The sequence below is a fragment of the uncultured Jatrophihabitans sp. genome, assembly GCF_964252635.1.
Lineage (GTDB): Bacteria > Actinomycetota > Actinomycetes > Mycobacteriales > Jatrophihabitantaceae > Jatrophihabitans.
In genome coordinates, this window is record NZ_CAXUNP010000014.1 from 55,526 (window position 1) to 80,978 (window position 25,453).

At 72.4% G+C, this 25,453-nt stretch carries 27 protein-coding genes; 19 read left to right on the forward strand and 8 right to left on the reverse strand.

Annotation, left to right across the window (positions count from 1 at the left end; all coding sequences use genetic code 11):
• Positions 1-32 precede the first annotated feature (32 nt).
• Positions 33-359, forward strand: coding sequence for a ferredoxin (fdxA, locus tag ACFFCA_RS08725; protein WP_375483814.1), 327 nt, complete (start codon positions 33-35; stop codon positions 357-359).
• A gap of 40 nt (positions 360-399) precedes the next feature.
• On the opposite strand, the gene ACFFCA_RS08730 is transcribed toward fdxA, so the two are convergent.
• Positions 400-1,233, reverse strand: a complete 834-nt coding sequence (locus ACFFCA_RS08730; RefSeq protein WP_375483816.1) for a hypothetical protein — start codon at positions 1,231-1,233, stop codon at positions 400-402.
• Between the two features lie 3 nt (positions 1,234-1,236).
• Entirely contained in the window at positions 1,237-2,184 is a 948-nt protein-coding gene (gene dapD, locus ACFFCA_RS08735; RefSeq protein ID WP_375483818.1) for a 2,3,4,5-tetrahydropyridine-2,6-dicarboxylate N-succinyltransferase, read from the reverse strand.
• A gap of 51 nt (positions 2,185-2,235) precedes the next feature.
• Here dapD and dapE point away from each other — a divergent pair, with 51 nt between their 5' ends.
• The gene (gene dapE, locus ACFFCA_RS08740; protein ID WP_375483820.1) at positions 2,236-3,306 is read left to right on the forward strand and encodes a succinyl-diaminopimelate desuccinylase; all 1,071 of its coding nucleotides are present in this window, start codon (positions 2,236-2,238) and stop codon (positions 3,304-3,306) included.
• A 127-nt stretch (positions 3,307-3,433) separates the two neighbouring features.
• Here dapE and ACFFCA_RS08745 read toward each other — a convergent pair whose 3' ends face one another.
• Positions 3,434-3,991: a CAP domain-containing protein gene (locus ACFFCA_RS08745; protein WP_375483821.1), complete on the reverse strand. Its 558-nt coding sequence runs from the start codon at positions 3,989-3,991 to the stop codon at positions 3,434-3,436.
• A 161-nt stretch (positions 3,992-4,152) separates the two neighbouring features.
• Between ACFFCA_RS08745 and ACFFCA_RS08750 the strand changes: the two genes are divergently transcribed.
• Together ACFFCA_RS08750 and ACFFCA_RS08755 are read left to right on the forward strand one after the other, a co-directional pair.
• Positions 4,153-4,962, forward strand: coding sequence for a TIGR00730 family Rossman fold protein (locus tag ACFFCA_RS08750; RefSeq protein ID WP_375483823.1), 810 nt, complete (start codon positions 4,153-4,155; stop codon positions 4,960-4,962).
• Positions 4,959-5,507 (forward strand): TIGR00730 family Rossman fold protein, encoded by a 549-nt coding sequence (locus ACFFCA_RS08755; RefSeq protein ID WP_375483825.1) that lies wholly within the window; start codon positions 4,959-4,961, stop codon positions 5,505-5,507. The genes ACFFCA_RS08750 and ACFFCA_RS08755 overlap by 4 nt, the downstream gene beginning before the upstream one ends.
• A 28-nt stretch (positions 5,508-5,535) precedes the next feature.
• On the opposite strand, the gene ACFFCA_RS08760 is transcribed toward ACFFCA_RS08755, so the two are convergent.
• Both ACFFCA_RS08760 and ACFFCA_RS08765 read right to left on the reverse strand, forming a co-directional pair.
• The gene (locus ACFFCA_RS08760; RefSeq protein ID WP_375483827.1) at positions 5,536-6,072 is read right to left on the reverse strand and encodes a DUF1990 family protein; all 537 of its coding nucleotides are present in this window, start codon (positions 6,070-6,072) and stop codon (positions 5,536-5,538) included.
• Positions 6,069-6,467, reverse strand: coding sequence for an SRPBCC family protein (locus ACFFCA_RS08765; protein ID WP_375483829.1), 399 nt, complete (start codon positions 6,465-6,467; stop codon positions 6,069-6,071). The genes ACFFCA_RS08760 and ACFFCA_RS08765 overlap by 4 nt, the downstream gene beginning before the upstream one ends.
• 403 nt (positions 6,468-6,870) lie before the next feature.
• On the opposite strand from ACFFCA_RS08765, the gene ACFFCA_RS08770 reads away from it, so the two are divergent.
• On the forward strand, positions 6,871-8,214 hold the full coding sequence (locus ACFFCA_RS08770) for a DUF222 domain-containing protein (RefSeq protein ID WP_375483831.1): 1,344 nt from the start codon (positions 6,871-6,873) through the stop codon (positions 8,212-8,214).
• 50 nt (positions 8,215-8,264) lie between these two features.
• On the opposite strand, the gene ACFFCA_RS08775 is transcribed toward ACFFCA_RS08770, so the two are convergent.
• Positions 8,265-8,996, reverse strand: a complete 732-nt coding sequence (locus ACFFCA_RS08775; RefSeq protein ID WP_375483833.1) for an enoyl-CoA hydratase/isomerase family protein — start codon at positions 8,994-8,996, stop codon at positions 8,265-8,267.
• A gap of 74 nt (positions 8,997-9,070) precedes the next feature.
• On the opposite strand from ACFFCA_RS08775, the gene ACFFCA_RS08780 reads away from it, so the two are divergent.
• The 4 genes from ACFFCA_RS08780 to ACFFCA_RS08795 all read left to right on the forward strand — a co-directional run bounded on the left by ACFFCA_RS08780 (position 9,071) and on the right by ACFFCA_RS08795 (position 11,200).
• The gene (locus ACFFCA_RS08780) at positions 9,071-9,499 is read left to right on the forward strand and encodes a PPOX class F420-dependent oxidoreductase (RefSeq protein WP_375483835.1); all 429 of its coding nucleotides are present in this window, start codon (positions 9,071-9,073) and stop codon (positions 9,497-9,499) included.
• Positions 9,500-9,558: 59 nt separating this feature from the next.
• Positions 9,559-9,972 carry a DivIVA domain-containing protein gene (locus tag ACFFCA_RS08785; protein ID WP_375483837.1) on the forward strand — a complete coding sequence of 138 codons (414 nt, stop codon included), beginning with the start codon at positions 9,559-9,561 and terminating at the stop codon, positions 9,970-9,972.
• Positions 9,959-10,531, forward strand: a complete 573-nt coding sequence (locus ACFFCA_RS08790; protein ID WP_375483839.1) for a DNA-3-methyladenine glycosylase I — start codon at positions 9,959-9,961, stop codon at positions 10,529-10,531. Before ACFFCA_RS08785 ends, ACFFCA_RS08790 begins: the two co-directional genes overlap by 14 nt.
• Positions 10,532-10,639: 108 nt before the next feature.
• A complete protein-coding gene (locus ACFFCA_RS08795) occupies positions 10,640-11,200 on the forward strand; it encodes a hypothetical protein (RefSeq protein ID WP_375483841.1) in 561 nt (186 codons plus the stop codon).
• Between the two features lie 75 nt (positions 11,201-11,275).
• Here the strand turns inward: ACFFCA_RS08795 and dinB are convergent, their stop codons facing one another.
• Entirely contained in the window at positions 11,276-12,475 is a 1,200-nt protein-coding gene (dinB, locus tag ACFFCA_RS08800) for a DNA polymerase IV (RefSeq protein ID WP_375483844.1), read from the reverse strand.
• A gap of 212 nt (positions 12,476-12,687) precedes the next feature.
• Between dinB and ACFFCA_RS08805 the strand changes: the two genes are divergently transcribed.
• The 3 genes from ACFFCA_RS08805 (at position 12,688) to ACFFCA_RS08815 (ending at position 14,902) form a co-directional block, all read left to right on the forward strand.
• Complete coding sequence (locus ACFFCA_RS08805) at positions 12,688-12,855, forward strand: DUF3117 domain-containing protein (protein WP_375483846.1); 168 nt, start codon at positions 12,688-12,690, stop codon at positions 12,853-12,855.
• A 128-nt stretch (positions 12,856-12,983) separates the two neighbouring features.
• Positions 12,984-14,246: a M17 family metallopeptidase gene (locus ACFFCA_RS08810; protein ID WP_375483848.1), complete on the forward strand. Its 1,263-nt coding sequence runs from the start codon at positions 12,984-12,986 to the stop codon at positions 14,244-14,246.
• A complete protein-coding gene (locus ACFFCA_RS08815) occupies positions 14,243-14,902 on the forward strand; it encodes a peptidyl-tRNA hydrolase (protein WP_375483850.1) in 660 nt (219 codons plus the stop codon). The genes ACFFCA_RS08810 and ACFFCA_RS08815 overlap by 4 nt, the downstream gene beginning before the upstream one ends.
• Positions 14,903-14,993: 91 nt before the next feature.
• On the opposite strand, the gene glgA is transcribed toward ACFFCA_RS08815, so the two are convergent.
• Positions 14,994-16,151, reverse strand: a complete 1,158-nt coding sequence (gene glgA, locus ACFFCA_RS08820) for a glycogen synthase (RefSeq protein WP_375483851.1) — start codon at positions 16,149-16,151, stop codon at positions 14,994-14,996.
• Positions 16,152-16,216: 65 nt separating this feature from the next.
• On the opposite strand from glgA, the gene glgC reads away from it, so the two are divergent.
• From glgC to ACFFCA_RS08855, 7 genes are all read left to right on the forward strand, one after another.
• On the forward strand, positions 16,217-17,437 hold the full coding sequence (gene glgC / locus ACFFCA_RS08825) for a glucose-1-phosphate adenylyltransferase (protein WP_375483853.1): 1,221 nt from the start codon (positions 16,217-16,219) through the stop codon (positions 17,435-17,437).
• 112 nt (positions 17,438-17,549) lie between these two features.
• A complete protein-coding gene (locus tag ACFFCA_RS08830) occupies positions 17,550-18,479 on the forward strand; it encodes an ABC transporter substrate-binding protein (protein ID WP_375483855.1) in 930 nt (309 codons plus the stop codon).
• Positions 18,479-19,441, forward strand: a complete 963-nt coding sequence (locus ACFFCA_RS08835; RefSeq protein ID WP_375483857.1) for an amino acid ABC transporter permease — start codon at positions 18,479-18,481, stop codon at positions 19,439-19,441. Before ACFFCA_RS08830 ends, ACFFCA_RS08835 begins: the two co-directional genes overlap by 1 nt.
• Positions 19,438-20,202 carry an amino acid ABC transporter ATP-binding protein gene (locus ACFFCA_RS08840; RefSeq protein ID WP_375483859.1) on the forward strand — a complete coding sequence of 255 codons (765 nt, stop codon included), beginning with the start codon at positions 19,438-19,440 and terminating at the stop codon, positions 20,200-20,202. The genes ACFFCA_RS08835 and ACFFCA_RS08840 overlap by 4 nt, the downstream gene beginning before the upstream one ends.
• A gap of 9 nt (positions 20,203-20,211) precedes the next feature.
• Complete coding sequence (locus ACFFCA_RS08845) at positions 20,212-21,363, forward strand: NAD(P)/FAD-dependent oxidoreductase (RefSeq protein ID WP_375483861.1); 1,152 nt, start codon at positions 20,212-20,214, stop codon at positions 21,361-21,363.
• Between the two features lie 78 nt (positions 21,364-21,441).
• Positions 21,442-24,339, forward strand: coding sequence for an FAD-binding and (Fe-S)-binding domain-containing protein (locus ACFFCA_RS08850; RefSeq protein ID WP_375483894.1), 2,898 nt, complete (start codon positions 21,442-21,444; stop codon positions 24,337-24,339).
• On the forward strand, positions 24,336-25,433 hold the full coding sequence (locus ACFFCA_RS08855) for an aminotransferase class I/II-fold pyridoxal phosphate-dependent enzyme (RefSeq protein ID WP_375483863.1): 1,098 nt from the start codon (positions 24,336-24,338) through the stop codon (positions 25,431-25,433). Before ACFFCA_RS08850 ends, ACFFCA_RS08855 begins: the two co-directional genes overlap by 4 nt.
• The last annotated feature ends 20 nt before the right edge of the window (positions 25,434-25,453 follow it).

The window sequence follows — 25,453 nt, forward strand, 5'->3', positions numbered from 1 at the left end:
AGCCCGACCCGCATGCCTTTCGGAGGAACGCAGTGACGTACGTAATCGCCGAGCCCTGTGTGGATCTGCTCGACAAGGCCTGCATCGAGGAGTGCCCCGTCGACTGCATCTACGAGGGCGGTCGGATGCTCTACATCCACCCCGACGAGTGCGTCGACTGCGGTGCGTGCGAGCCGGTGTGCCCCGTCGAGGCGATCTTCTACGAGGACGACCTGCCGGAGAAGTGGCGCGACTACACCAAGGCGAACGTCGACTTCTTCGACGACCTGGGTTCGCCCGGCGGCGCGTCCAAGGTCGGCGCGACCGCGCACGACCCGCAGTGGATCAAGGATCTGCCGCCCGTCGAGCACGACGAGTAGGCACAGCGGGCACGACGAATTGGCACAGCGCGTGGGAGCGTTACTTCTTCAGCTCGTGCATCGTCGCGACGACCGCCGCGGACCCCGCTGACGACGTCTTCCAGCCCTTCGAGCGCTTCCAGGTACGGCCGGCGTAGTCGACCTGGTCGATCCCGAGCCGGTCACTGTTCGCCACGAACCACGCCGCCGTCTGCCAGTGCGCGCCGGGCACGGTGACCGTCCGTCCGCGCGCCACCGGGGTGGTGATGCCCAGCTGCTTGCCGACCTGCTGCGCCACGGTGGTGGCAGCCGCGACCTTCGTCGGGGCGTCGAAGCTGCAGGTGATGTCGGCGGCGCGACGGCCCTGCAGCGCCGTGGCCAGGGCCGTGGCCTCGCTCTCGTGCTGGGCGTAGGCACTGCCGTCGGCCGAGATCTGCACGGCCTGGATCGCGTCGGCAGGGGCCATCGTCTGCCAGTCCTGAACCTTGACCAGTGCGGCCAGGAACTCGCGCGTCGCCTCACCGACGTCGGTGAGCGCCGCCGCCTTGCCGCCGCCCCAACCCTGCGAGGGCCGCTGCTGCAGCACGCCGACAGAGTCACGGTCGCCGTCGCCGGGCGCGAGGTTGCGCAGCTTGCTCTCCTGCAGGCCCGCCATGAGCACCAGCACCGACGCGCGGAACGGCAGCGGGCTGCGGAAGTCGGTCACCGAGCCGATCATGGTGGACGCGACGGCGGCCTGGTCGGGGTCGAGGTCGTAGCCCTGCACGGTGCAGACGTCGGCGGTGAAGTGCGACTTGGCCGTGCGCACGAGCCGCGGGACCCACACCACGGCGAGCACGACCACGACCACCGCGACGAAGACGGTGACGGTCAGCCGGGTACGTCTGCTCGCCATCGGTCAGTCGTTGGCGTGCAGGGCCGCGTTGAGCGTGAACGCCCCGGCGCGCGGACGTGCCTCCAGCACGCCAGAGGCGGAGTTGGTCCAGAACTGCAGCCCGGACTGACCCGACAGCTCCAGAGCCTTGACGACCCGGCCGTCGGGCAGCGTCACCTTCGAGCCGGCCGTGACATAGGTGCCCGCCGCGACCACGCAGTCGTCGCCGAGGGAGATGCCGATGCCGGCGTTCGCGCCGATGAGGCAGCGCTTGCCGACCGAGATCACCTGCGTGCCACCACCGGACAGCGTGCCCATGATCGAGGCGCCACCGCCGACGTCGGAACCGTCGTCGACGACCACGCCGGCCGAGATGCGTCCCTCGACCATCGAGGCGCCCAGCGTGCCGGCGTTGTAGTTGCAGAAGCCCTCGTGCATGACGGTGGTGCCCTCGGCGAGGTGGGCACCGAGCCGGACGCGGTCGGCGTCGGCGATGCGCACGCCGGTGGGCAGCACGTAGTCGGTCATGCGGGGGAACTTGTCGACGCCGAGCACCTGCACCGGCCCCTTGCGTCGCAGGCTGATGCGCGTCTGCTCGAAACCCTCGGGCGGGCACGGGCCGAGCGTGGTCCACACGTTGTTGGGCAGCACCCCGAACACCCCGTCCAGGTTCACCTCGCGGGGCCGGACGAGGCGGTGCGACAGCAGGTGCAGGCGCAGGTAGGCGTCCGAGGTGTCCGCCGGGGCGGCGTCGAGGTCGATCTCGCACACGGTGATGTCGAGGCGCACCTGGCGCTCGGAGGCGGCCTCCTGCGTGCCGGTCAACGCCGCCAGGTCGTGGGGTGCGGCGGCATCGGCGGGCTGGGCGCCCAGCGCCGGCTCGGGGTACCAGGTGTCCAGGACGCGCCCGGTGGCCGGCCCCCCGGTCACGGTCGTGGCCAGGCCGTAGCCCCAGGCCCTGCGCTCAGTCATCCGGCCAGAGTAGACAAGCCTCCACGGCGGGCACCGGTAGCGTTCAGCGTCGTGCTGGATCTCGCCGCCGACCCCGTCTCGCTCACCGCCGCGCTCGTCGACGTCGAGTCGGTCTCCGGCGACGAGGACCACCTCGCCGGCCTGGTGCACGAGGCCCTCCGGGTCCTGCCGGGCCTGGCCGTCGAACGCGACGGCAACGTCGTACTGGCCCGCACCGACCTCGGCCGCCCGCAGCGCGTGGTGCTCGCCGGCCACCTCGACACCGTGCCGATCGCCGGCAACCTGCCCTCCCGGGTCGAGGGTGACACCCTGTTCGGCTGCGGCACGTCGGACATGAAGTCGGGGCTGGCCGTGATGCTCCGCGCCGCGCACCTGGTCGGCTCGGGGGCCCTCAATCCGCGCGTCGACCTGACCTTAGTCGCCTACGACTGCGAGGAGGTCGAGGCGGCGCGCAACGGGCTCGGTCGCATCGCGCGCACCCGACCTGAGGCGCTGGCCGGTGACCTCGCCGTGCTGTTGGAGGGCACCGAGGGTGCGGTCGAGGGCGGCTGCCAGGGGACGCTGCGCGTGCAGGTGCGCACCACCGGCACCCGGGCCCACAGCGCGCGGGCCTGGCTGGGGGTCAACGCGATCCACGCCGCGGCGCCGGTGCTCGAGCGGCTGGCGGGCTACGAGGCGCGGGTGGTGAACGTCGACGGCCTGACCTACCGGGAGGGCCTGCAGGCAGTGGGCATCAGCGGTGGGGTGGCGGGCAACGTCGTGCCCGACCAGTGCGTGGTCACGGTCAACTTCCGCTTCGCCCCGGACCGCTCCGAGAACGCGGCGCTCGACCACGTCCGCGAGGTGTTCGACGGGTTCGACGTCGTGCTCACCGACAGCGCGCCCGGGGCGCGGCCCGGTCTGGACCGGCCGGTGGCCGCCGAGTTCGTGGCCGCGGTGGGCGGCGAGGTACGGGCCAAGCTGGGCTGGACGGACGTCGCGCGGTTCGGGCCGCTGGGGGTGCCCGCCGTGAACTTCGGCCCGGGGGACCCGAAGCTGGCGCACACCCGGGACGAGTCGGTGTCGATGTCGCTCATCCGCTCGGGCGAGCAGGCCCTGCTGCGCTTCCTGTCGTCGTCCTGACGTGCGATCGAACCGGCCCACTGCGCAGCAGTGAGGCCCGGTGAACGGGACCGTCCCTCCCCGGTACGGTCCCGTTCACCGGGCCTGCGCCCTGGCGGGCGATCTCCCCTGCGGTGTCTCGGATCCCTCAGGGGCGTCCGAAGTCGACCGTCAGCCAGACCTTGTGGTGGGTCTTGTCGACGTAGACGTCGACACCCACGTTGGTGAAGTGCGTGTTGAGGATGTTGAGCCGGTGGCCGTCGTTCGGAGCGACCTCGTTGTACATCATCTTCTGCAGCATGAGGACTCCGGCGCCCGTCACCTGACTGTTCCAGCCGATGTTTTCGCCGGCCCAGCTCCACTTGTAGCCGGCGGCCGTGACGCGGGAACCCAGCGCGGGCTCGCCCTTCTCCTGGTGCGACATGAGGTTGGCGCGGGCCATCGCGAGGTTGTGGCCGCGGGCCGAGTTGAGCAGCTTGGCGTTCGACGTGACGGCGTGCAGGTGGTGCGCGGCGCGCTCCTGGTTGAGCAGGGTCAGCACCGACTTGCCCCAGGACGCCTCGGTCGCGGTGCGGGCCGGCAGCGCGGTCTTCGCATCCGCGCGGCCCGGCTGCAGCAGCGTGACCAGCAGGGCGACGGTCAGCGCGAGGGCGGTGAGCAGCAGGCCGTGGCGGGAGCGGGACTGCGAGGCGGTGGTGGCGTCCATGATGACCGTCCAGGGGAGGCGGGGTATGGGATGTCGTGCTGCCAGCTGCGTCCGATCGGCTCGGTGCAGCACAGTCGGTATGCCCGGGACCTTGGTCCTCCTAACACGGATCTCACATTGCCCGCGACGGGCAGCGACGGACATCTCGCTACGGTGCCTTCATGAGCGAAAGTGCCGAGCGCCCCGGCCCGCCCCCCGGCCAGCGCAGCCGTGGCCCCGTGGTCCTGCGCCGCGCCCAGGTGCAGTCCGGGACCACCGACCAGCGCCTGCTGGACTCCCGCGGGCCGTCGGACTGGGTGCACACCGACCCGTGGCGCGTTCTGCGGATCCAGAGCGAGTTCGTGGAGGGCTTCGGCCTGCTCGCCGAGCTGCCCAAGGCGGTCTCGGTGTTCGGCTCGGCCCGGACCGGTCCGGACCACCCCGAGTACGAGATCGCACGCCGGCTCGGGTCCGCGCTGGCCGTGGCCGGCTTCGCGGTCATCACCGGGGGCGGCCCGGGAGCCATGGAGGCGGCCAACCGTGGCGCCTGCGAGGCCGGCGGGGTGTCGGTGGGCCTCGGCATCGAGCTGCCGTTCGAGCAGAGCCTCAACCACTGGGTCGACATCGGCATCAACTTCCGGTACTTCTTCGCCCGCAAGACGATGTTCGTCAAGTACGCCCAGGCCTTCGTCATCCTCCCAGGCGGGTTCGGGACGCTGGACGAGACGTTCGAGGCGCTGACCCTCGTGCAGACCCAGAAGGTCACCCGGTTCCCGGTGATCCTGTTCGGCAGCGCGTACTGGGGCGGCCTGATCGACTGGTTGCGCTCGACGGTGCGGGAGGCCGGCAAGATCGGCGAGCACGACCTCGACCTGCTGCACGTCACCGACGACGTCGACGACGCCGTCGGCCACATCCTCGCGGCCGAGTCCGAGCGGTCGGCGCAGGCCCAGGCCGAGCGCGCCGCGGTCGCCGACCGACCCAGTCCGTGACCACGGCGTCGATCTGCGTCTACTGCTCGTCCTCGGAGACCATCGACCGCCGCTACGTCGAGCTGGCGGCGGCCGTCGGGTCCCGGCTGGCCACCGAGGGGTACGCGTTGGTCTCGGGCGGCGGCCGGGTGTCGATGATGGGTGCGGTCGCCCGCGCGGCACGGGCCGGCGGGGCGCACACCGCCGGCATCATCCCGCAGCACCTCGTGCCCTACGAGGTCGCCGACACGGACGCGGACGAGCTCGTGGTCGTCGACACGATGCGCGAACGCAAGCGCGTGATGGACGAACGGTCCGATGCGTTCATCGCGCTGCCCGGAGGCATCGGCACGCTCGAGGAGTTATTCGAGGTGTGGACGGCGGGCTCGCTGAGCATGCACGCGAAGCCCGTGCTCGTGCTCGACGACGACGGCTTCTACGACCCGCTCTGGGCGTTCCTCGACTCCCTGCAGGCGCGCGGCTTCGTGCGGGCGGCGGCGTTGGCGCAGCTGCACCGGGTGTCCGGCGTCGACGAGGCGTTCACGCTGCTGGCGCAGCTGCTCTAGCCGTCGAGCGCTCTAGCCGTCGTGCGTTCTAGCCGTCGAGCGCGCGCAGGTAGCGTCTCGTGACCAGGTCCTGGACGCCCGTGCCGATGGGGCCGCCCAGGCGCGCCAGCCGGGTGGCGGGCCGGGAGAAGGCGGTGATCGTGAAGTCGACCGAGCCGTCGTCGTGGCGCTCGAGGACGAATGCCTCCTCGCCGCGCTCGGGGTGCCCGGGCAGGGTGCCGTAGGCGAAGCCACGACGGTTCGAGGCGTCGACGACGGCGACCACGCGGCACGGGATGGTTAGCGCGAGCGGGCCGACGCCGACGCTCAGCACCACCACGGCATCCTGCTCGACCTCAATGCTGGACGCGGCCACGCGCAGGCCCGAGCGGGCCTGCACCTGCCACTGCAGCAAGGCACGGGACGCCTCGTCGAAGCCGGTGCCCTCGGGCAGTCGTCGGGTGCGTCGCAGGTGCCGGTAACCGGTGGGCAGCTCGCCGAACACGCGGCCCACCTCCGGATAGGTCAGCGATTGGGCGCGCAGCCGCTCGACGGTTGCCGCGTCGAGCAGCCGCACTGCCGTCACTGCTCGAGCACCCGCTTTAGGTTCTGCAGGTCGCGCGAGACGGCCGCCGCGTCGCGCTCGAACTCCTCGGCGCTGACCCCGGGCCGGCGACGCAGGGTGAAGACGACGTCGCACTCCGTACCGTTGGGTATGGCGCGCATGGGGTTCAGGACGACCTCGCCGCTCGGCAGGGTGACCTCGTGGTCGAGGACGCCGAAGTCGTTGGGCGGTGCGAAGGCGAACGCCACCCGGCCCATGGGTGAGTCGGCGATCCAGCGGCCGTCTTCGAGCGTGACCGCCGAGCTCAGCCCGGGTGCCCAGGACGGCAGGTTGGTCGGGTTGCCCGCGAAGGCGTAGACGGCTGCGGCGGGCCGGTCGATGCGGACGCCGAGATGGCGGGTGTGCTCGTCGGTCATGGGTTCAGTGTGTCCCTCCGGCGGGGTGAAGGGTCGTAGCCTCCTGCCGTGACTCGGATGTACCACGTGACGGCATCGCGAAACCGGGAGTCCGTCGCCGAACTGCAGGATGCGGGCTCAGGTCTTCGTTACAACGCGGGCCTCGTCGAGCCCGGTCGTCTGATGCTGATTGATCGACACGTCCCCGCGGCTCCTCCTGTCGAAGTCCGCGCGCTCTGATCGTCGGCGTACACGTCGACCCTCGTTCTGACGCTCGATGACGGAACCGCGCTAAACGACGAGGCGACACGGAACTACCTCGGCAAAAAGCAAGCACTGGGCGCCGGCGAGAAGTGCCGAGATTCTTTCGGCAGAGCTGCGGCTGACACCCATTTCTGTCAGACCCCGTTGCGAGAATCATGTCGTGATCGAGTCGTCCGCACGTGACCTGCAGGCAGCATTCACCGCTGTCGTGGACGGGTTCCTGGCGACCGACTACGAAGCGTTGAACCCTGCGGAGCTCGCCGAACTCGTCACCGCCCGCGAGGCAGAACGCCGTCGCCTGGAGGCGGACGACGCAAGGCTCGTCTCCGCTCTCGCCGCGCAAGCGCCGCCTGCTCGGTTCGGGGCGACGTCGCTGCCCGACCTCATCGGCGGCCTGACCCGGGTGACCCGCACGGAAGCGCGCGCACGGGCGCAGCGCTCGGTCGACATCGGGCCCCGGCGTGCGCTGTCGGGCGAAGCGCTGCCGCCCATTCACCCCCGCACCGCCGGCGCCCTGCGCGACGGGCTCATCTCGGGGGCGCACGTCGACGTGATCACCCGCTACCTGGGTCGCCTGCCGGCGACGGTCGCCCTCGAGTCGGTGACGACGCCGCAGGGGCCGCGCACGGTGTTCGATGCCGCCGAGGACTTCCTCGTCACGGCGGCGCAGCACGAGGATCCGGGTGCGTTGCGTCGCTCAGGAGACCTGCTGCTGGCCCGTCTGGACCCGGACGGCGCCGAGCCTCGCGACAAGGAGCTCGAGCGGCGGCGCTGGTTCACCATCGGGGGGCGCGGCGGCGACGAGGTGCACGGCACGCTGACACCGGAGACCAAGGCGGTCTGGCAGGCCATCCTTGACTCTCTCGGCGCCCCGCAACCGGTGGAGGACGGCACCAGCGACGAGCGCACCGCAGGGCAGCGACGCCACGACGCGATGCTCGAGGCCGGGCTGCGGTTGCTGCGCTCCGGGACGCTGCCCGAATGCGGGGGCGTCCCCGTCACGGTGGTCGTGCGCGTCGATGCCGACGACCTGGCGGGTGCCGCGGCAGGCGCATCCGGTGGGGTGGCGCAGACCGCACACGGCGACGTCGTGAGCGTGGAACGGTTCCTGCGCCTGGCCGACGAGGCCGACGTCGTCACCGTCGCCCTCACCGCCCACGGCGAGATCCTCGACTACGGCCGCACGCGTCGCTGCGCGTCGGCGGCCCAGCGCCGTGCGCTTACTGCCCGGGACGGCGGGTGCTGCTTTCCCCGCTGCGATCGCCCCGGCGCGTGGACGGAGGTGCACCACATCCGCGCCTGGATCCGTGGCGGGAGGACGGATCTGGACAACCTCTGCCTGCTGTGCGCGCACCACCACCGCACGTTCGAGGCGGCAGGGTGGGTGGTCGAGATGGTCGACGGGGTGCCGCAGTGGACACCGCCGGCCTGGCTCGACCCCCAGCAGCGCCGACGAACCAACACCGCCCACCACCTGCCGGAGATGACGTTCGCCGTCGCCTGAAGGGTGTAGGGCCTGGGTGACGATCGGCAGTGACGATCAGGAACGAGCGGTCAGGACGTGCCGCGGGGCAGGCCGGGGCCGTGCTCCTGGAAGTAGAGCAGCCGCTCGTTCTCCTGGGCGATGCGTTCCGGGGTGCCGTCGAGGTCGCGGAACAGCTGCTTGAGGACCCGGACGCCGCCGGGGGACTGGGCGGCGACCTGTTCCGCGAGCTCGATCGCCGCCGCCTCGGCGTCGGCGGCGGCCGCGACCCGCTGCATCAGGCCCAGCTCGCGTGCCTCGTCGATGCCGATCGAGCGCCCGGTGAACACCAGGTCCTTGGCCCGCGCCAGCCCGATCAGCGGGGCGAGTCGCGCGGGGCCCACCGGCACGCCCAGCCGGGCGCCGGCCCACGCCAGCTTCAGGTTGTCGCCGCCGACCCGCAGGTCCGCGCCGGCGACGATCTCGGCGCCCGCCCCGACGCAGTTGCCCACGCACACCGCGATCACCGGCACCGGCAGCGCATCGATCCCGCTGTACATGCGGGTGAACGCGGCCATCCGGGCGTACCCCGCGGCGTCGTCCAGCTGCTCGCCGACGTCGGCGCCCGCGCACAGCGCCCAGGAATCGGTCGTCGAGAACACCAGCGCGCGCAGGTCGTCGTCGGCGGACAGCTCGTCCAGCGCGGCGATGACGAGGGCCAGGCTCTCGGTGTCGAGGGCGTTGCGCTTGTCGGGACGGTTCAGGCGCAGGATCTCGATGCCGTCGGGCCGGCGCTCGCGCAGGACGGGGGACTCGGTCGTCATGCGCAGAGTCCACCACGGACCGGCGACCACGCCGAACGCCGCCCACGCCGAGGCCCACCACCTACCCTGTGGTCATGGCAACCCGGATGACCGACGACGAACGCCGCACCTTCCTGACCGAGGGCACCCGTACCGGCGTGCTGTCGACCGTGCGCAAGGACGGCACCCCGCACGCCGCGCCGATCTGGTTCGTGCTCGACGGCGACGACATCGTGTTCACGACGGGGCGCGACACCGTCAAGGGCCGGAACCTGGTGCGTACCGGCGTCGCCACCCTGACCGTCGACGAGGCGGCGCCGCCGTTCTCCTTCGTCACCGTCACCGGCCGGGTCGAGATCAGCGGCGACCTGGGCGAGATGCTGGTCTGGACCACCCGGCTCGGTGGGCGCTACATGGGTGCGGAGAACGCCGAGGCGTTCGGCCGCCGCAACGCCGTGCCCGAGGAGATGCTGGTCCGCCTGACGCCGGAGCGGACCACGGCCTTGGCGGGCATCGCCGACTGAGTCGGCAGCCGCCTGAGCGGATGATCCACGTCGTCGTGGCCGCGTGACAGGATCCTCGAATGCTCCACCTGCTCCTCTACGTGCTGCTGGCGATCGTCGTCGCCGTCGGGCTGTTCCTGCTCGCCACCCGTTTCCTGCCCGCGGGCGAGCAGATCGCGCCCGTGACGCGGGACGAGCCGGTCTGGACGTTGCCGCACGAACGCCGCCTGCAGGCCGAGGACGTCGACACGGTGCGCCTGCCCGTCGCGCTGCGCGGCTACCGGTTCGCCGAGACCGACATCCTGCTCGATCGGTTGGCGGGCGAGCTGCGCGAGCGCGACGCCGAGATCGCGCGGCTGCGAGGCGAGGCGCTGACGGCGGACGAGCCCGAGAGCCAGGTCGAGCCCGAGAACCGCGTCGAGCCCGAGAACCGCGTCGAGCTCGAAGATCGCGAGCAGCCGGCAGAAGTACCGATCACCGATGACGAGCGCTGACCCGTCCGGCGACCTGCCCCGCTGCGCCTGGGCGGTGTCGACACCGGACTACGTGGCCTACCACGACGACGAGTGGGGTACCGAGCTGCACGGTGACGTCGCCCTGTTCGAACGGCTGACGCTCGAGGGCTTCCAGTCCGGGCTGTCGTGGCTGACCATCCTGCGCAAGCGGCCGGCCTTCCGCGAGGCGTTCCGCGGCTTCGACCTGTCGGCGATCGCGGCGTTCGACGAGAGCGACCGTGAACGGTTGCTCGCCGATGCCGGCATCGTCCGCAACCGGGCCAAGATCGACGCAACGATCGGCAATGCCCGCGCTGCGCTCGACGCGGTGCCCGAGGGTCTCGACGCCCTGCTGTGGTCGTTCGCGCCCGCCACCCATGTGCGGCCGGAAACGTTGTCCGACGTACCCGCGACGTCGGCCGAGTCGACGGCCATGTCGAAAGAACTGAAACGGCGTGGGTTGCGCTTCGTCGGCCCGACGACGGCGTACGCGCTGATGCAGGCCACCGGCATGGTCGACGACCACGTCGCGACCTGTTGGCGGGCCGCAGAGGCCTGACCCGACGTCCTGACCTGCTCCGAACGTTGCTCGAATCGAGGACGCACAGCCGATCCCTACAACTGATCCGACCGTCAACTCGGGCGGTCCGGTTGAAAGGTGACGTGCATGAAACGAAGTCTCAAGGTGGCGACCGCCGCAGCCGCGGCGGCCCTCGGGTGCGCGGGTCTCGGCGTGCTCGCGGTACCCGCCACGGCGGCGACACCGGCGCCCAGCGCCAAGGCGGCGGCCTGCGACAGGGCGCCGTGGGAGGGCGCCGTCCAGGGCACCCCGAAGTCCTTCTCCGCGGGGGACCGCGGCGGGGACTACCTGTGGCACGACACGCACGGCTTCCGGCTGCGTGTCACCCACGGGAAGAACCACGACCAGCGGACGTACAGCGGGGTGATCACCGCGTCCTCGGCGATGCGGCTCGACCCGGTGAAGCTGGAGCGGGGTGACGTCGTGAAGCTGTCGGCCAACCGGCGCAGCCTGGTGTTCGTCTTCGCCAACCACGGTTACGTCGACGGGGTGAACTTCCACACCGACTGCGCAACCCGACTCGAGGTCTCCCGGCTGCACGTGGGCAACTCGAACCTGAGTGCGTCGCAGGTCTACCTGGGGGCGAAGCGGGCCCACCCGAAGGCCGTTCCGTTCGCCGTGCACCGCAAGCCCGGGGTGCACGCCTGAGTCGTGCCGTTGCGGCCGCCGGCAGGATCCACCGGCGGCCGCACCGGTGCCCGACCCGGACCCACCCACCGCGGGTCAGTCGGGCAGCAGGGGCACCTCCGCGCCCGTGTCGTGCCCGACGAGGACGCCGCGGGTGATCGCAGCCTTGCCGAAGCGGTCGCGGATGCCGTCGACGGCGGTGTCCAGCACCCGCGCCTCATGCCCGGCGAAGGGAAGTTCCAGCTGGACGGTGTCGACGTCCTCGAGGTTGGCCAGGGTGACGCCGAGCAGCGTCAGGCCCTCGCGGTCGATGGTGGGCATCGCGACGACGACGAGACGGCGCAGCGCATCGAGGAACGCGTCGGTGTCGCAGGTGGGGCGGGGCAGGGTGTGGCTGCGGGTGACGCGGGTGAAGTCGCCGAACCGCAGGCGCAGGACGACGGTGCGGGCGAGCCGGTCGGCGCGACGCAGCCGGCCGGCGGTGCGCTCGACGAGGGTGATCAGGGTGGCGTCGATGTCGGCGACGGTCATGGACCGGCGGCCCAGCGCGCGCTGTGCGCCGATCGAGCGCCGGCGCCGGCCGACCACCACCGGGCGCGGGTCGCGGTTGTGGGCCAGCGCGTGCAGGTGCCGGCCGGACGCCGGGCCGAGCATGGCGACGAGGGCATGCTCGTCCAGGGCGGCGACCTCGCCGACGGTCGTGATGCCGCGCTCGGCGAGCCGCGCCGCGGTCTTGGCGCCCACCCCCCACAGCTTCTGCACGCCTAGCGGGTGCAGGAAGCGCAGCTCGCCGTCGCACGGAACGAGGCGCAGGCCGTCGGGCTTGGCGACCCCGCTCGCGACCTTGGCCAGGAACTTCGTCCGCGCGATGCCCACGGTGATGGGCAGCCCGACCTCGTCGCGGACGCGGGCACGCAGCCGCACCGCGATTTCGACGGGCGACCCCGACACCCGACCCAGGCCGCCGACGTCGAGGAACGCCTCGTCGATCGAGATGCCCTCGACCAGCGGCGTGACGTCGTGGAACACCTCGAACACGGCCCGGCTGGCCTCGGAGTAGGCCTCGAACCGGGGGGTGACGACGACGGCGTCCGGGCACAGGTCGCGGGCCTCGCGGCCGTTCATGGCCGACCTGACCCCGAACGCCTTGGCCTCGTAGCTGGCGGCGAGCACGACACCACCCCCGACCAGGACGGGCCGGCCCCGCAGTGCGGGGTCGTCGCGCTGCTCGACCGAGGCGTAGAAGGAGTCGAGATCGGCGTGCAGGATCGGCTCGCGGGGCCGCCCGTCGTCCACGAACGTATGTTCGCATTCGGCACCGACGTCGCGCCAGCGCCCCCACCCGACCCGCGCCGGTCGGGGGGTCACGTCACCCCGGAGTTGGGGGAACCCGTCGTCATCAGGGAGAATGGGCGGCGAAGCCGGTGCGGGGGTTCTCTGGACCTCCCGAGCCGGACACGTCTGTGTCGGGAACGTGAGCCGTGCGGCTCACCTGGATGGAGGTTCGCATGGCGGCCATGAAGCCGCGGACGGGCGACGGCCCGCTCGAAGTCACCAAGGAAGGCCGCGGCATCGTCATGCGCGTCCCGCTCGAGGGCGGCGGCCGTCTGGTCGTCGAGATGACGCCCGACGAGGCCGACGCGCTCGGCGACGCGCTCAAGGCCGTCGGCAGCTAGACCCACCTTCTCGACCACCGGCCCCGGTGACGTGCTGCACGCACGTACCCGGGGCTGCGTGCTGTCCGGCGCACGGCCGCCTGCCACCCAGCGGACGCGGGGCGTGACGCATCGGGGAGGATCGGCACATGCTCGACGTCCACGCCGTCCCGGCCGGGGCCGCCCCGGCCGACAGCTCGCCGCTCGACCTGCCCGCCGACCCGGCCGCCGTCCGCGAGGCCGGCGGCAAGCGCGCGCGGGACCTCGCGGCGGGCAGCACCGTCCTCGACGCCGAGGGCCTGTCCGGTGCGCGACTGACCGCGTTCGTCGAGGGGCTCGTTCTCGGCACCTACCGCTTCACCGAGGCCCGCGACCCCAAGCCGGGTGCCACCGACGTGGGCCTGGCCGGCGTCGACGACACCGGCGACGCCATCGCGCGCGGCCTGCGCACCGCGGCGGCGGTGGCGTGGGCGCGGGACCTTGCGAACACCCCGGCCGCGACCAAGACGCCGGTCTGGCTGGCCCGGCAGGCCACCGCGGAACTCGGCCCGCTCGGCGTCGACGTCGTCGAGCACGACGTCGACTGGCTGCGGGCGCAGGGCATGAACGGGGTGCTCGCCGTCGGCGGCGCGTCGTCGGCGCCGCCCCGGCTCATCGAGGCGTCCTGGCGCCCCCGCGGCGCCAAGGCGGCCGGCCACGTGGTCCTCGTCGGCAAGGGCATCACCTTCGACACCGGTGGGCTGAACCGCAAGGTCGGCGACAGGATGCGCACGATGCACACCGACATGTCCGGCGGCGCGGCGGTGCTGGCCGCACTGCGCAGCGTCGCGGCCGAGCAGGTGCCGGTGCGGGTGACGGCCCTCGTGCCGGCCGCCGAGAACTCCTTCGGCGCCGCGTCGTACCGCCCCAGCGACGTCGTCCGGCACCACGGCGGGCGGACCAGCGAGATCCTCAACACCGACGCCGAGGGACGCATCGTGCTCGCCGACGCGCTGGCGTACGCGGCGGCCCGGCTGCGCCCGTCGGCCCTGGTCGACGTCGCCACGCTGACCGGTGCCATGAAGCTCGCGCTCGGGATGCGCCTCGGCGGCCTGTTCGCCACCGACGAGGCACTCGCGCGGGAGTTGCTGGCCGCCGGCGAGACCACCGGCGAGCGGCTGTGGCGGATGCCGTTGCAGGACGAGTACGTGCCCCGCCTGGACTCCGACGTCGCCGACGCGAACAACTCGCCGGGCACCCCCGGCGCGATCACGGCGGCCTTGTTCCTCCGCCCGTTCGCGGGCGAGGTTCCGTGGGCCCACCTGGACATCGCCGGCCCGGCCCGGGCGGGTGGCAACGACGGGATGATCTCGCGGGGCGCGACCGGCTTCGGTGCGCGGTTGCTGGCCGACTGGGTGCGCGCCAGGGCATGAGCGACGTGCCCGAACTCCGTGGGGGCATGAGCGAACTGGCGTTGCCGTTCGTCATCCGCATCGAACGGGCCGACCCGCCCACCCGCACCGACGCGCTCGAGGCCGCGGCGCGGGCGGTGCTGCTGATCCTCACCGACGGCCGCCCCGAGTGGGCCGACGCGCTCGCCGCGTGGGACGGCCAGCGGATCCGCAAGGTCGTGCGCCGGGCCCGGGGCGCGGCCTGGACGCGGGCTCGTGAGGTCGACGGGCTCGACGTCGTCCGGGGCAGCGCCGAGCTGCGCGTCTACCCGCCCGTCCCCGTCGACGACTGGCCGCCGGACCTGGCCCGCCTGCAGGTCGGCGGCACCACCCTGGAGGATCCGGAGCCGCCCGCACCGCCCCCGCCCGGCGTCCCGCTCGTCCTGCTGTCCCCGCACGCCGAGATGACGACGGGCAAGGCGATGGCCCAGGCCGCGCACGCCGCCCAGCTGGGGTGGCGCAGCGCGACGCCGGCACAGCGGAGCAGCTGGCAGCAGGCCGGCTTCCCGTTGGCCGTGCGCGACGCGACGCCCCGGCAGTGGGACGACGCCGCCGCGACCGATGCTCCCGTCGTTCATGACGGCGGCTTCACCGAGGTCGAGCCGGGCACCGCCACCGCACTCGTGCTCCTGCCCTGACGGACGCGGCTGCTCCCATCGGATGACGACCCCACGCAGCCGCCGGTGGCCGGCCCGAAGGGGCGTTCACGGTGACGGTCTGCGCTGAGCGTCAGACCAGCGACTCGTAGAGCTCCACCGTGCGGCGCGCGATCGCGTCCCAGCCGAACTCGTGGACGGCCCGGTCGCGGCCGGCCAGCCCCATAGCCGTGGCGCGCACCGGGTCGGAGCACACGGCGTTCACCGCCGTCGCGAGACCCGCCTCGAACTCCTCGGCCGGTACCGCGTGGTACGGCACGAGCAGCCCGGTGAGGCCGTCGGCGACCACCTCGGGGATGCCGCCGACCGCGCTGGCGACCACGGCCGTCTCGCAGGCCATGGCCTCGAGGTTGACGATGCCGAGCGGTTCGTAGACCGACGGGCACACGAACACGGCCGCGTGGGTGAGCAACTGCGCCAGCTCGGGGCGGGGCAGCATCTCGCGGATCCACACGACACCCCGGCGGGACGACGCCAGCTTCTCGACGGCGGACGCGGTCTCGGCGGCGATCTCGGGGGTGTCCGGTGCGCCGGCACAGAGCACGAGCTGGACGTCGGGGTCGAACTGCTCGGCTGCACGCAGCAGGTGCGCCAGGCCCTTCTGCCGGGTGATGCGCCCGACGAAGATCGCGAACGGGCGGTCGGGGTCGACCCCGTGACGCGTCAACGCGTCGTCGGAGGGCGCGGGCCGGTAGAGCTCGGTGTCGATGCCGTTGTGGATGACGTGCACCTTCGCCGGGTCGACGAACGGATAGGCGTCGAGGACGTCGGCGCGCATGCCGTAGGACACCGCCACGATCGCGTCCGCGGTCTCGTAGGCCTGCCGCTCGGCCCAGGACGAGATCCGGTAACCGCCGCCGAGCTGCTCGGCCTTCCAGGGCCGCTGCGGTTCGAGGGAGTGTGCGCTGAGCACGTGCGGCACGTCGTGCAGCTGTGCGCCGAGGACGCCGGCCAGGTTCGCGTACCAGGTGTGCGAGTGCAGGATGTCGGCCCCGGACACGCCCTGCGCGATCTCCAGGTCCGTGCCCAGCGTCCGCAGCGCGCTGTTGGCCTCGCCGAGCCCGGCCGGGGTGCCGTAGGCCCGCACGCCGGGTTCGTCCCTGGGGGAGCCGAAGCAGTGCACGTCGACGTCGACGAGCCGCCGCAGCTCGCGGACGAGGAACTCGACGTGCACCCCGGCGCCGCCGTAGACCTCGGGCGGATATTCACGTGACAGGACGGCGACGCGCATGGGGATGACCGTAGTAGGCCTCGGGGCCAGGGCGGCGGAACGCCCGGAAGGCTAGGGTGACGGACATGGCGCGTGAGCCGCGAGTCCTGGGCATCGTCCTCGCCGGCGGCGAGGGCAAGCGCCTCTGGCCGCTGACGGCCGACCGCGCGAAGCCGGCGGTGCCCTTCGGCGGCAACTACCGGCTCATCGACTTCGTCCTGTCGAACCTGGTCAACGCCAACTACCTGCGCATCTGCGTGCTCACGCAGTACAAGTCCCACTCCCTGGACCGTCACATCACCACGACCTGGCGGATGTCGACGGCCCTGGGCGACTACATCACGCCCGTCCCGGCGCAGCAGCGGCTCGGCCCGCGGTGGTACACGGGCAGCGCCGACGCCATCCTGCAGTCGGCCAACCTGATCTACGACGACAAGCCGGACTACATCATCGTCTTCGGCGCCGACCACGTGTACCGGATGGATCCGCGGCAGATGGTCGAGCAGCACATCGCCTCCGGTGCCGGCGCCACCGTGGCCGGCATCCGCGTGCCCCGCGCCGAGGCCACCGCGTTCGGCGTCATCGACGCCGACCCGGACCGCCGCGTCATCGAGTTCCTGGAGAAGCCGGCGAATCCGCCGGGGCTGCCGGACAGTCCGGACGAGAGCTACGCGTCGATGGGCAACTACGTCTTCACCACCGAGGCGCTGCTCGAGGCGCTCAAGGAGGACGCGGGCGACGAGCAGTCGGTGCACGACATGGGCACCAACATCATGCCGATGATGGTGAAGAAGGGTGACGCGTACGTCTACGACTTCGCCGACAACGACGTGCCCGGCACCGAGCGGCGCGACCACGGGTACTGGCGCGACGTCGGGTCGATCGACGCCTACTACGACGCGCACATGGACCTGATCGCCGTCCACCCGATCTTCAACCTCTACAACCAGCAGTGGCCGATCTACACCCACCACCCGCAGCTGCCGCCCGCCAAGTTCGTGGAGGGCGGCATCGCCCAGGAGTCGATGGTGGGCTCGGGCGCGATCGTGGCCGGCGCGACGGTGCGACACAGCGTCATAGCTTCCAACGTGCGTTTGGCGGCGGGTGCCTACGTCGAGGGCTCGGTGCTGATGGAGGGCGTCCAGATCGGCCGCGGCGCCGTCGTGCGCCGCGCGATCCTGGACAAGGACGTCGTCGTGCCCGAGGGCGCGCACATCGGCCTGGACGCGGACCTCGACCGCTCGCGCTACCACGTGTCCGAGGGCGGCGTCATCGTGCTGGGCAAGACGCAGCGCGCCATCCCGTAGCGCGAGACGGTAACGCTTTCGTCGCGGAGCGGCGTCGGTGGGACGGGCACGGTCCCGAGCACAGCGTGTGGTGGCTAGGGTGTCGCCATCCCTTAGCTGCCTGGAGGAACCCTTGTCGCCGCGTACCCGTCCCGTCCTGGCCGGACTCTCCATCCTGACGGCCGCCGCTCTCGCCCTCACCGGGTGCGGCAGCGGCAAGAAGGTCAACGACACGGCGTCGTCGGCCAAGGTGTCGGTCTCCAAGAACACCAGCCTGAACTCGCAGCTGCCGGCCAGCGTGCGGTCCCGCGGCTCGCTGACCATGGCCACCGACCCCAGCTACGCGCCGATCGAGTTCACGAAGTCGGGCGGCGGGTTCCAGGGTTTCGACGTCGACCTCGCCAACGCCCTCGGCAAGACCATGGGTGTGAAGATCAACATCAAGAAGGCGCAGTTCGACGGGATCCTGTCCGGCATCAACGCCGGGCGCTACGACTTCTCGATGTCGGCGTTCACGGACAACACCGCCCGCGAGAAGGGCAATGACTTCGTCACCTACTTCACGGCCGGCACGTCGATCGGCGTGAAGAAGGGCAACCCCAAGAAGATCGCCAGCCAGGCCGACCTCTGCGGCCTGCGCGTGGCGGCCGAGAAGGGCACCATCCAGGCGACCGCGCTCACCGCGACGAAGGCCGAGGGCGCGATCACGCTCAAGGGTCAGTGCCTGAAGGACGGCAAGAAGGCGCCGACCCCGGTGCTGTTGCCCGACCAGGCCGGCGTCAACTCCGCGCTCGTCGCCGGCCGCGCGGACGCCTTCACGGGTGACACGCCGGTCGTGGCCTACCAGGGCAAGCTCGAAGGCGGCCAGATCCAGCTGGCCGGCAAGACCACCGACTCCGCGCCGTACGGCATCGCCTTCAAGAAGGGCAGCCCGCTCGCCTCGGTGTTCCAGAAGGCCCTGACCCAGCTCATCGCGAACGGCACCTACACCAAGATCATCAACACCTGGGGCCTCACGTCGGGCGCGGTTACCTCGACGAAGATCAACGGCGCCACTTCCTGATGACCCAGGACGTCGACCAGCGCGCCGGGGCGCGGCCGGGCGACCAGGCGTCGCCTGACGACCTCGTCGTCGTCCCGGTGCGTCACCCGCTGCGCTGGGTCGCCGTCGTCGTGCTGGGCGTGCTCGTCGCCATGCTCGTCCACTCGCTGGTCGTCAACCCGGCCTGGCGCTGGAGCTACGTCCAGGGCTACTTCACCGACGGCCAGATCACCGACGGCATCGTGGTGACGCTCGAGCTCACCGGCCTGGCGATGGCGATCGGGATCGTGTTCGGCGTCGTGCTGGCCGTCATGCGCATGTCGCCGAACCCGGTGCTGTCGTCGGCCGCGTGGTTCTACACCTGGTTCTTCCGCGGCACCCCGGTGCTGGTCCAGCTGCTGTTCTGGTTCTCGTTCGCGTACCTGTTCTCCAACCTGTCCATCGGCGTGCCGTTCGGCCCGCGGTTCCACACGTGGGACACGAACTCGATCATCACGCCGTTCGTGGCGGGCGTGCTCGGCCTCGGCCTGAACGAGGCCGCGTACATGTCCGAGATCGCCCGCGCGGGACTGCTCTCGGTCAACGAGGGTCAGTCCGAGGCGGCGGCAGCGCTGGGGATGAGCCGCACGCTGGCCCTGCGCCGGATCGTCCTTCCGCAGGCCATGCGGGTCATCATCCCGCCGACGGGCAACGAGACCATCTCCATGCTCAAGACGACCTCGCTGGTGATCGTCATCAGCCTGAACGACCTCACCGGCGCGGCGCAGAACATCTACAACCAGGCCACGTTCCTGCAGATCCCGCTGCTCGTCGTGGCCAGCATCTGGTACCTGATCATGACGTCCATCCTGTCCGTCGGGCAGTACTTCCTCGAACGTCGCTTCGGGCGCGGCACCAGCCGCACCCAGGCCCCGCGCCCGTGGCAGCGACTGCTCGCCCAGTACCGCGCGCAGCGTGCGCCGCAGTCGGCAGCGTCGTCGTGAGCGAGCCGCTCGTCCGCGCCGACGAGGTCCGTAAGTCCTTCGGCTCGCTCGAGGTGCTCAAAGGCATCACGCTGCACGTCAACCCGGGTCAGGTGTTGTGCATCATCGGGCCGTCGGGGTCGGGCAAGTCGACGTTCATCCGGTGCATCAACCACCTCGAGAAGATCAACGGTGGCCGGCTGCTCGTCGACGGTCATCTGGTCGGCTACCGGCGCGCGGGCAACAAGCTGCACGAGATGCGCGAGGGCGAGATCGCCAAGCGGCGTGAGGACGTCGGCATGGTCTTCCAGCACTTCAATCTCTTCCCGCACATGACCGTGCTGCAGAACCTCATCGAGGCGCCCACGAAGGTGCGCAAGGTGTCGAAGGCGCAGGCCGTCGCCGACGCGCGGGCGCTGCTGAAGCAGGTGGGCCTGGCCGACAAGGAGAAGTCCTACCCGGCGCAGCTGTCGGGCGGCCAGCAGCAGCGCGTCGCCATCGCCCGGGCGCTGGCCATGAAACCGAAGCTGATGCTGTTCGACGAGCCGACCTCGGCACTGGACCCGGAGCTGGTCGGCGAGGTCCTCGACGTCATGAAGCAGCTCGCGCGCGACGGCATGACCATGATCGTCGTGACGCACGAGATGGGCTTCGCGCGTGAGGTCGCCGACGAGTTGATCTTCATGGACGAAGGGGTCGTGGTCGAGTCCGGTGCGCCCCGCGACGTGCTGGCCAACCCGCGGCACGAGCGCACCAAGGCGTTCCTGTCCAAGGTGCTCTGAGCCGGCACGGTGACGGTTGGCTGGGACGCCGACGCGATGGTGCAGGCCTGGCCCGGGCTGCCGCCGCTGGCCGGTGACGCGTCGGCCGACGCGTGCGTCGTCGGCCTGGGTGCGTCCGGCCTGGCGGCCGTCGAGGCGTTGCTGTCCCGCGGGCTGTCGGTCATCGGCGTGGACGCCGGTCGGGTCGCGGCCGGCGCGGCCGGGCGCAACGGCGGGTTCCTGCTCGGCGGGCCCGAACTGCCGCTGCACCAGGCGATCGCGGCGTGGGGCCCGGCCGTGGTCGACCTGTACCGCGAGACCCTCGCCGAGATCGACACCCTCGAGGCCGTCCTGCCGCCCGGCGTCCTGCGACGCACCGGGTCCATCCGTCTCGCCGGCCTGCCGGGTCCGGCGCGCGACGCCGACGAGCAGCACGACCGCGAGCAGGAGGCGCAGGACTGCCGCGCGCACGCGGCGGCCCTGCGCGAGCACGGGATCGCCGTCGAGGACTACGACGGGCCGCTGGGGGTAGGGTTCTTCGTGCCCGACGACGCGGCCGTGAACCCGGCGGTGCGCGCCCTGACGCTGGCCCGCGGGCTCGAGCACCGGGCCGCGCTGCGCGAGCACACCCCGGTGTCCCGGGTGCAGGCGGGCTCGGTCACTACGGCCCACGGCGTGGTCACCGCGCCCGTCGTCATCGTGGCCGTGGACGGCCGGCTCGACCGGCTCGTCCCGCAGCTGGCCGGGCGGGTGCGGACCGCACGCCTGCAGATGCTCGCCACCGCGCCGGTGGCGCCGCGTCTCGACTGCCCGGTCTACGGGCGCTGGGGCTACGACTACGCGCAGCAGGGCGTCGACGGCCGGCTCTACGTGGGCGGGGGCCGCGACCGCCACGCCGAGGCGGAGTGGACCTACGCGGCCGAGCCGACGCCCGGCGTGCAGGGCTGGATCGAGGACGTCGCCGCGCGGATGGCCGGCGGCCCGGTGACCGTGCAGGACCGGTGGGCGGCGTCGGCCGGGTTCTCGGCCGAGGGACGCCCGCTGTGCGTGCGCGTCGCCGACGGCGTGGTGGCGGTCGGTGGCTACGACGGCACCGGCAACCTCGTCGGCCCCGTAGCAGCACGGGCCGCGGTGGCGTACGCGCTGGACGGCACGGAGCCGCCGCCGTACCTCGCCGCCTGACGCTGCCCCGCGTCGCGACGGTATGCAGACACGCGGGCCGGGGCCGGCGCGTCTGCATACCGTCCGCCCGTGACCACGCTGTCGCGCGTGCGGGACAATGACCGGGTGACCCTGACGACGACCGATCTCGCGGCCGCGCTGCGGCAGGCGGGTGTCGCCGAGGTCGACGACAGCGTGCGGCGGCGAGCCGAGTACTCCACCGACGCGTCAAACTATCGCGTCGTGCCTACGGCGGTCGCGTTCCCGCGCCACGTCGACGAGGTCGCGGCCGCGCTGGGGGTGGCCCGCGAGCTCGGCGTGCCGCTGACCAGCCGCGGCGGCGGCACCTCGACGGCCGGCAACGCGGTCGGGGCCGGGTTGGTCCTGGACTTCTCCCGTCACCTGAACCGGGTGCTGGACGTCGACCCCGACGCGCGGACGGCGCGGGTCGAGCCGGGAGCGATCCTGGACGCCGTCACGCTGGCCGCGGCGCCGCACGGGTTGCGGTACGGGCCCGACCCGTCCACCCACGCCCGGGCCACCGTCGGTGGCTCGATCGCCAACAACGCGTGCGGGTCGCGGGCGCTGAAGTACGGCCGTACCGCCGACAACGTGCTCGGGCTCGAGCTGCTGACGGCCGACGGGACGCCGGTCACGGCGGGCCGCGGCCCGCTGCCCGGATCGCTGGCCGCGCTGGACGGTGTCGTCCGCGAGCACCTGGCGACCATCCGCACCGAGTTCGGCCGCTTCCGCCGGCAGGTGTCCGGCTACTCGCTCGAGCACCTGCTGCCCGAGAACGGCGTCGACCTCGCGCGCTTCCTCGTCGGAACCGAGGGGACGCTGGGCATCACGACCGAGGCCACCGTCCGGCTCGTCGAGTCGCCGAAGGCGGTCGTGCTCACCGTGCTCGGCTACCCGGACATGCCGAGCGCCGCCGACGCCGTACCCGGGCTGCTGTCGCACGACATGGTCGCGCTCGAGGGCATGGACGCCCGGCTGGTCGACGTCGTGCGGCGGCGCCGCGGGCCGTCCGCGGTCCCGGACCTGCCGCGCGGCGACGGCTGGCTGTTCGTCGAGACGGCCGGCGACACCGAGGCCGAGGCGCGGGACCGCGCCGAGAAGCTCATCGCCGACGCCGGGGCGCTGGACTCCGCGATCGTCACCGGTCGCGACGCCGTCGCCCTGTGGCGCATCCGCGAGGACGGTGCCGGCCTGGGCGGCCGCACCCCGGCGGGCGCGCCGGCCTGGCCCGGCTGGGAGGACGCCGCCGTCCCTCCGGAGCGGCTCGGCGCCTACCTGCGTGAGTTCGAGGCGCTCATGCGGGAGCACCGCGTCGACGGCCTGGCCTACGGGCACTTCGGCGACGGTTGCATCCACGTGCGGCTCGACTTCCCGTTGACGTCCGACCCGCCGCGCTTCCGGCAGTTCGTCGAGGCCGCGGCGACGCTCGTCGGCGCGCACGGCGGTTCGTTGAGCGGCGAGCACGGTGACGGCCGTGCGCGCGGCGAGCTGCTGCCGCGGATGTATTCGGCCGAGGCCATCCGCGCGTTCGGTCAGGTGAAGCGCGTCTTCGACCCCGGCAACCTGCTCAACCCGGGTGTGCTCGTCGACCCCGCGCCGGTGGACGCCGACCTGCGTGTTCCGGCAGCGCGGCCGTTACGCCGCAACCTCGCGTTCGCCTACCCGCACGACGGCGGCGACCTGTCGACCGCGGTGCACCGCTGCGTCGGCGTCGGCAAGTGCCGCGCCGACACCACCGCGACCGGCGGCGTCATGTGCCCGTCTTACCTCGCCACCCGCGACGAGAAGGACTCGACCCGCGGCCGCGCGCGCGTGCTGCAGGAGCTCGCCAACGGCTCGCTGATCGGCGGGTACGACGCACCGGAGCTCGCCGAGTCGCTCGACCTGTGCCTGTCGTGCAAGGGCTGCTCGTCGGACTGCCCGGCGGGCGTCGACATGGCCACCTACAAGGCCGAGGTGCTGCACCAGAAGTACCGCCGCAAGCTGCGCCCGGCCGCGCACTACGCGCTGGGCTGGCTGCCGCGGCACGCGCGGCTCGCCGGGCTGGCGCCACGGCTGGCCAACGCGACGCTGGCCAACGAGCGGCTGGCGCGCAGGGCCAAGCGCCTGGGCGGCATCGACCAGCGCCGCCCGTTGCCGGCCTTCGCGCGGCGCACGTTCCGCAGCTGGTTCCGCCGGCAGCCCACCCGTACCGCCCCGCCCGTGCTGCTGTGGGTCGACACGTTCACGAACGCGTTCTCGCCCGAGGTCGGGCAGGCGGCGGTTCGGGTGCTCGAGGACGCTGGGTACGCGGTGCAGCTCACCGGCCGGCAGGTCTGCTGCGGGCTGACGTGGATCTCGACCGGCCAGCTCGACGGGGCACGCCGGCAGCTGCTGCGCACCCTCGACGCGCTCGAGGACGCCGTCCGCGCCGGTATCCCCGTTGTCGGGCTCGAGCCGTCGTGCACCGCGGTGCTGCGTCAGGACGTCGTGGAGCTGCTGCCCGACGACGAGCGGGCGGCCCTCGTGGCCGCGCAGACGCGCACCCTGGCCGAGCTGCTCGCGGAGACGCCGGGCTGGACGCCGCCGTCGCTGGCCGGGGTCGAGGCCGTCGCGCAGCCGCACTGCCACCAGCACGCGGTCATGGGCTGGGACACCGACGCGGCGCTGCTGCGCGACGCCGGTGCGTCCGTCACCGCGGTCGGCGGGTGTTGCGGGCTGGCGGGCAACTTCGGCGTCGAGCAGGGCCACTACGACGTGTCGGTGCAGGTCGCCGAGACGGCGTTGCTGCCGGCGGTGCGCGCGGCCGGCGACGGCGCCACGGTGCTGGCCGACGGGTTCTCCTGCCGCACCCAGCTCGAGCAGCTGGCCGACCGCCGCGGTGTCCACCTGGCGCAGCTGCTCGACGACCATCGAGTGGACACTTCGGCGTCCGGTGGTCAGCCACAAACGACCACTCGACGTACAGATGACCACTCGCGAGAGGAACGTCCGTGACCGCCCAGCCGTTCGTCCCGCCGCCGTACCCCTACGACCGGCTCGACGAGATCGCGGCCCTGGCCGACGAGCACCCCGGCGGGCGGGTCGACCTGTCCATCGGCACGCCGTGCGACCCGACCCCGCCCGCGGTGCTCGCCGCCCTGGCCGAGGGCGACGCCGCGCGCGGCTACCCGCCGAGCATCGGCACCCTGGCCTTCCGGCAGGCCGCCGCACGCTGGGTCGAGCGTCGTCTCGGTGCGACAGTCGATGCCCGCAGCGAGGTCGCCGCGTGCGTCGGCACCAAGGAGTTCGTGGCCACGGTGCCGCAGTACCTGCAGCTGCGCGATCCGTCGCGCGACACGGTCCTGTACCCGTCGATCAGCTACCCGACCTACGCCATGGGAGCGACGCTCGCCGGCGCGCGGGCCGTGCCGTACACCAAGCTCGGCGACATCTCACCGGACGATGCGGCACGGGCCCTGTGCGTATGGGTCAACTCGCCGGCCAACCCGAGCGGTGAACTGCACGACCTCGTCGAGGCCGCCGAGTGGGGCCGTGACCACGGCGTGCCGGTGCTGTCCGACGAGTGCTACGCCGAGTTCACCTGGCACCCGTCCGGGCCCACCACGATCCTGCGCGAGGGCGTGCAGGGCGTGCTCGCCGTGCACTCGCTGTCCAAGCGCGACAACTTCGCCGGGGCCCGCATCGGCTTCTACGCCGGCGATCCCGAGCTGGTGCACTACCTGCGCGAGACCCGCAAGCACGTCGGGCTGATGCCACCCGGGCCGGTGCAGCAGGCGGCCATCGTCGCCCTCGACGACGACGCCCACGTCGAGGTGCAGCGGCAGCGCTACCTGGGCCGGCTCCGTGTACTCGCCGACTTGCTCGGCCGCGCCGGCTACCCCGCCGAGCTGCCCGACGGTGCTTTCTACCTCTGGGTGCCCGCGCCGGGCGGCGATGCCTGGGAGGCCGCGCGCGACCTCGCCCGCCGGGCCGGCATCGTCGTGTCGCCGGGGGAGTTCTACGGCCCCGACGGTGACGGGTTCTTCCGCGTCGCCGCGGTCGCACCGGACGACCGCATCGCGCTGGCGGCGTCGCGCGTCACGTCCTGACCTTCGGTGCCGTCCGAGCC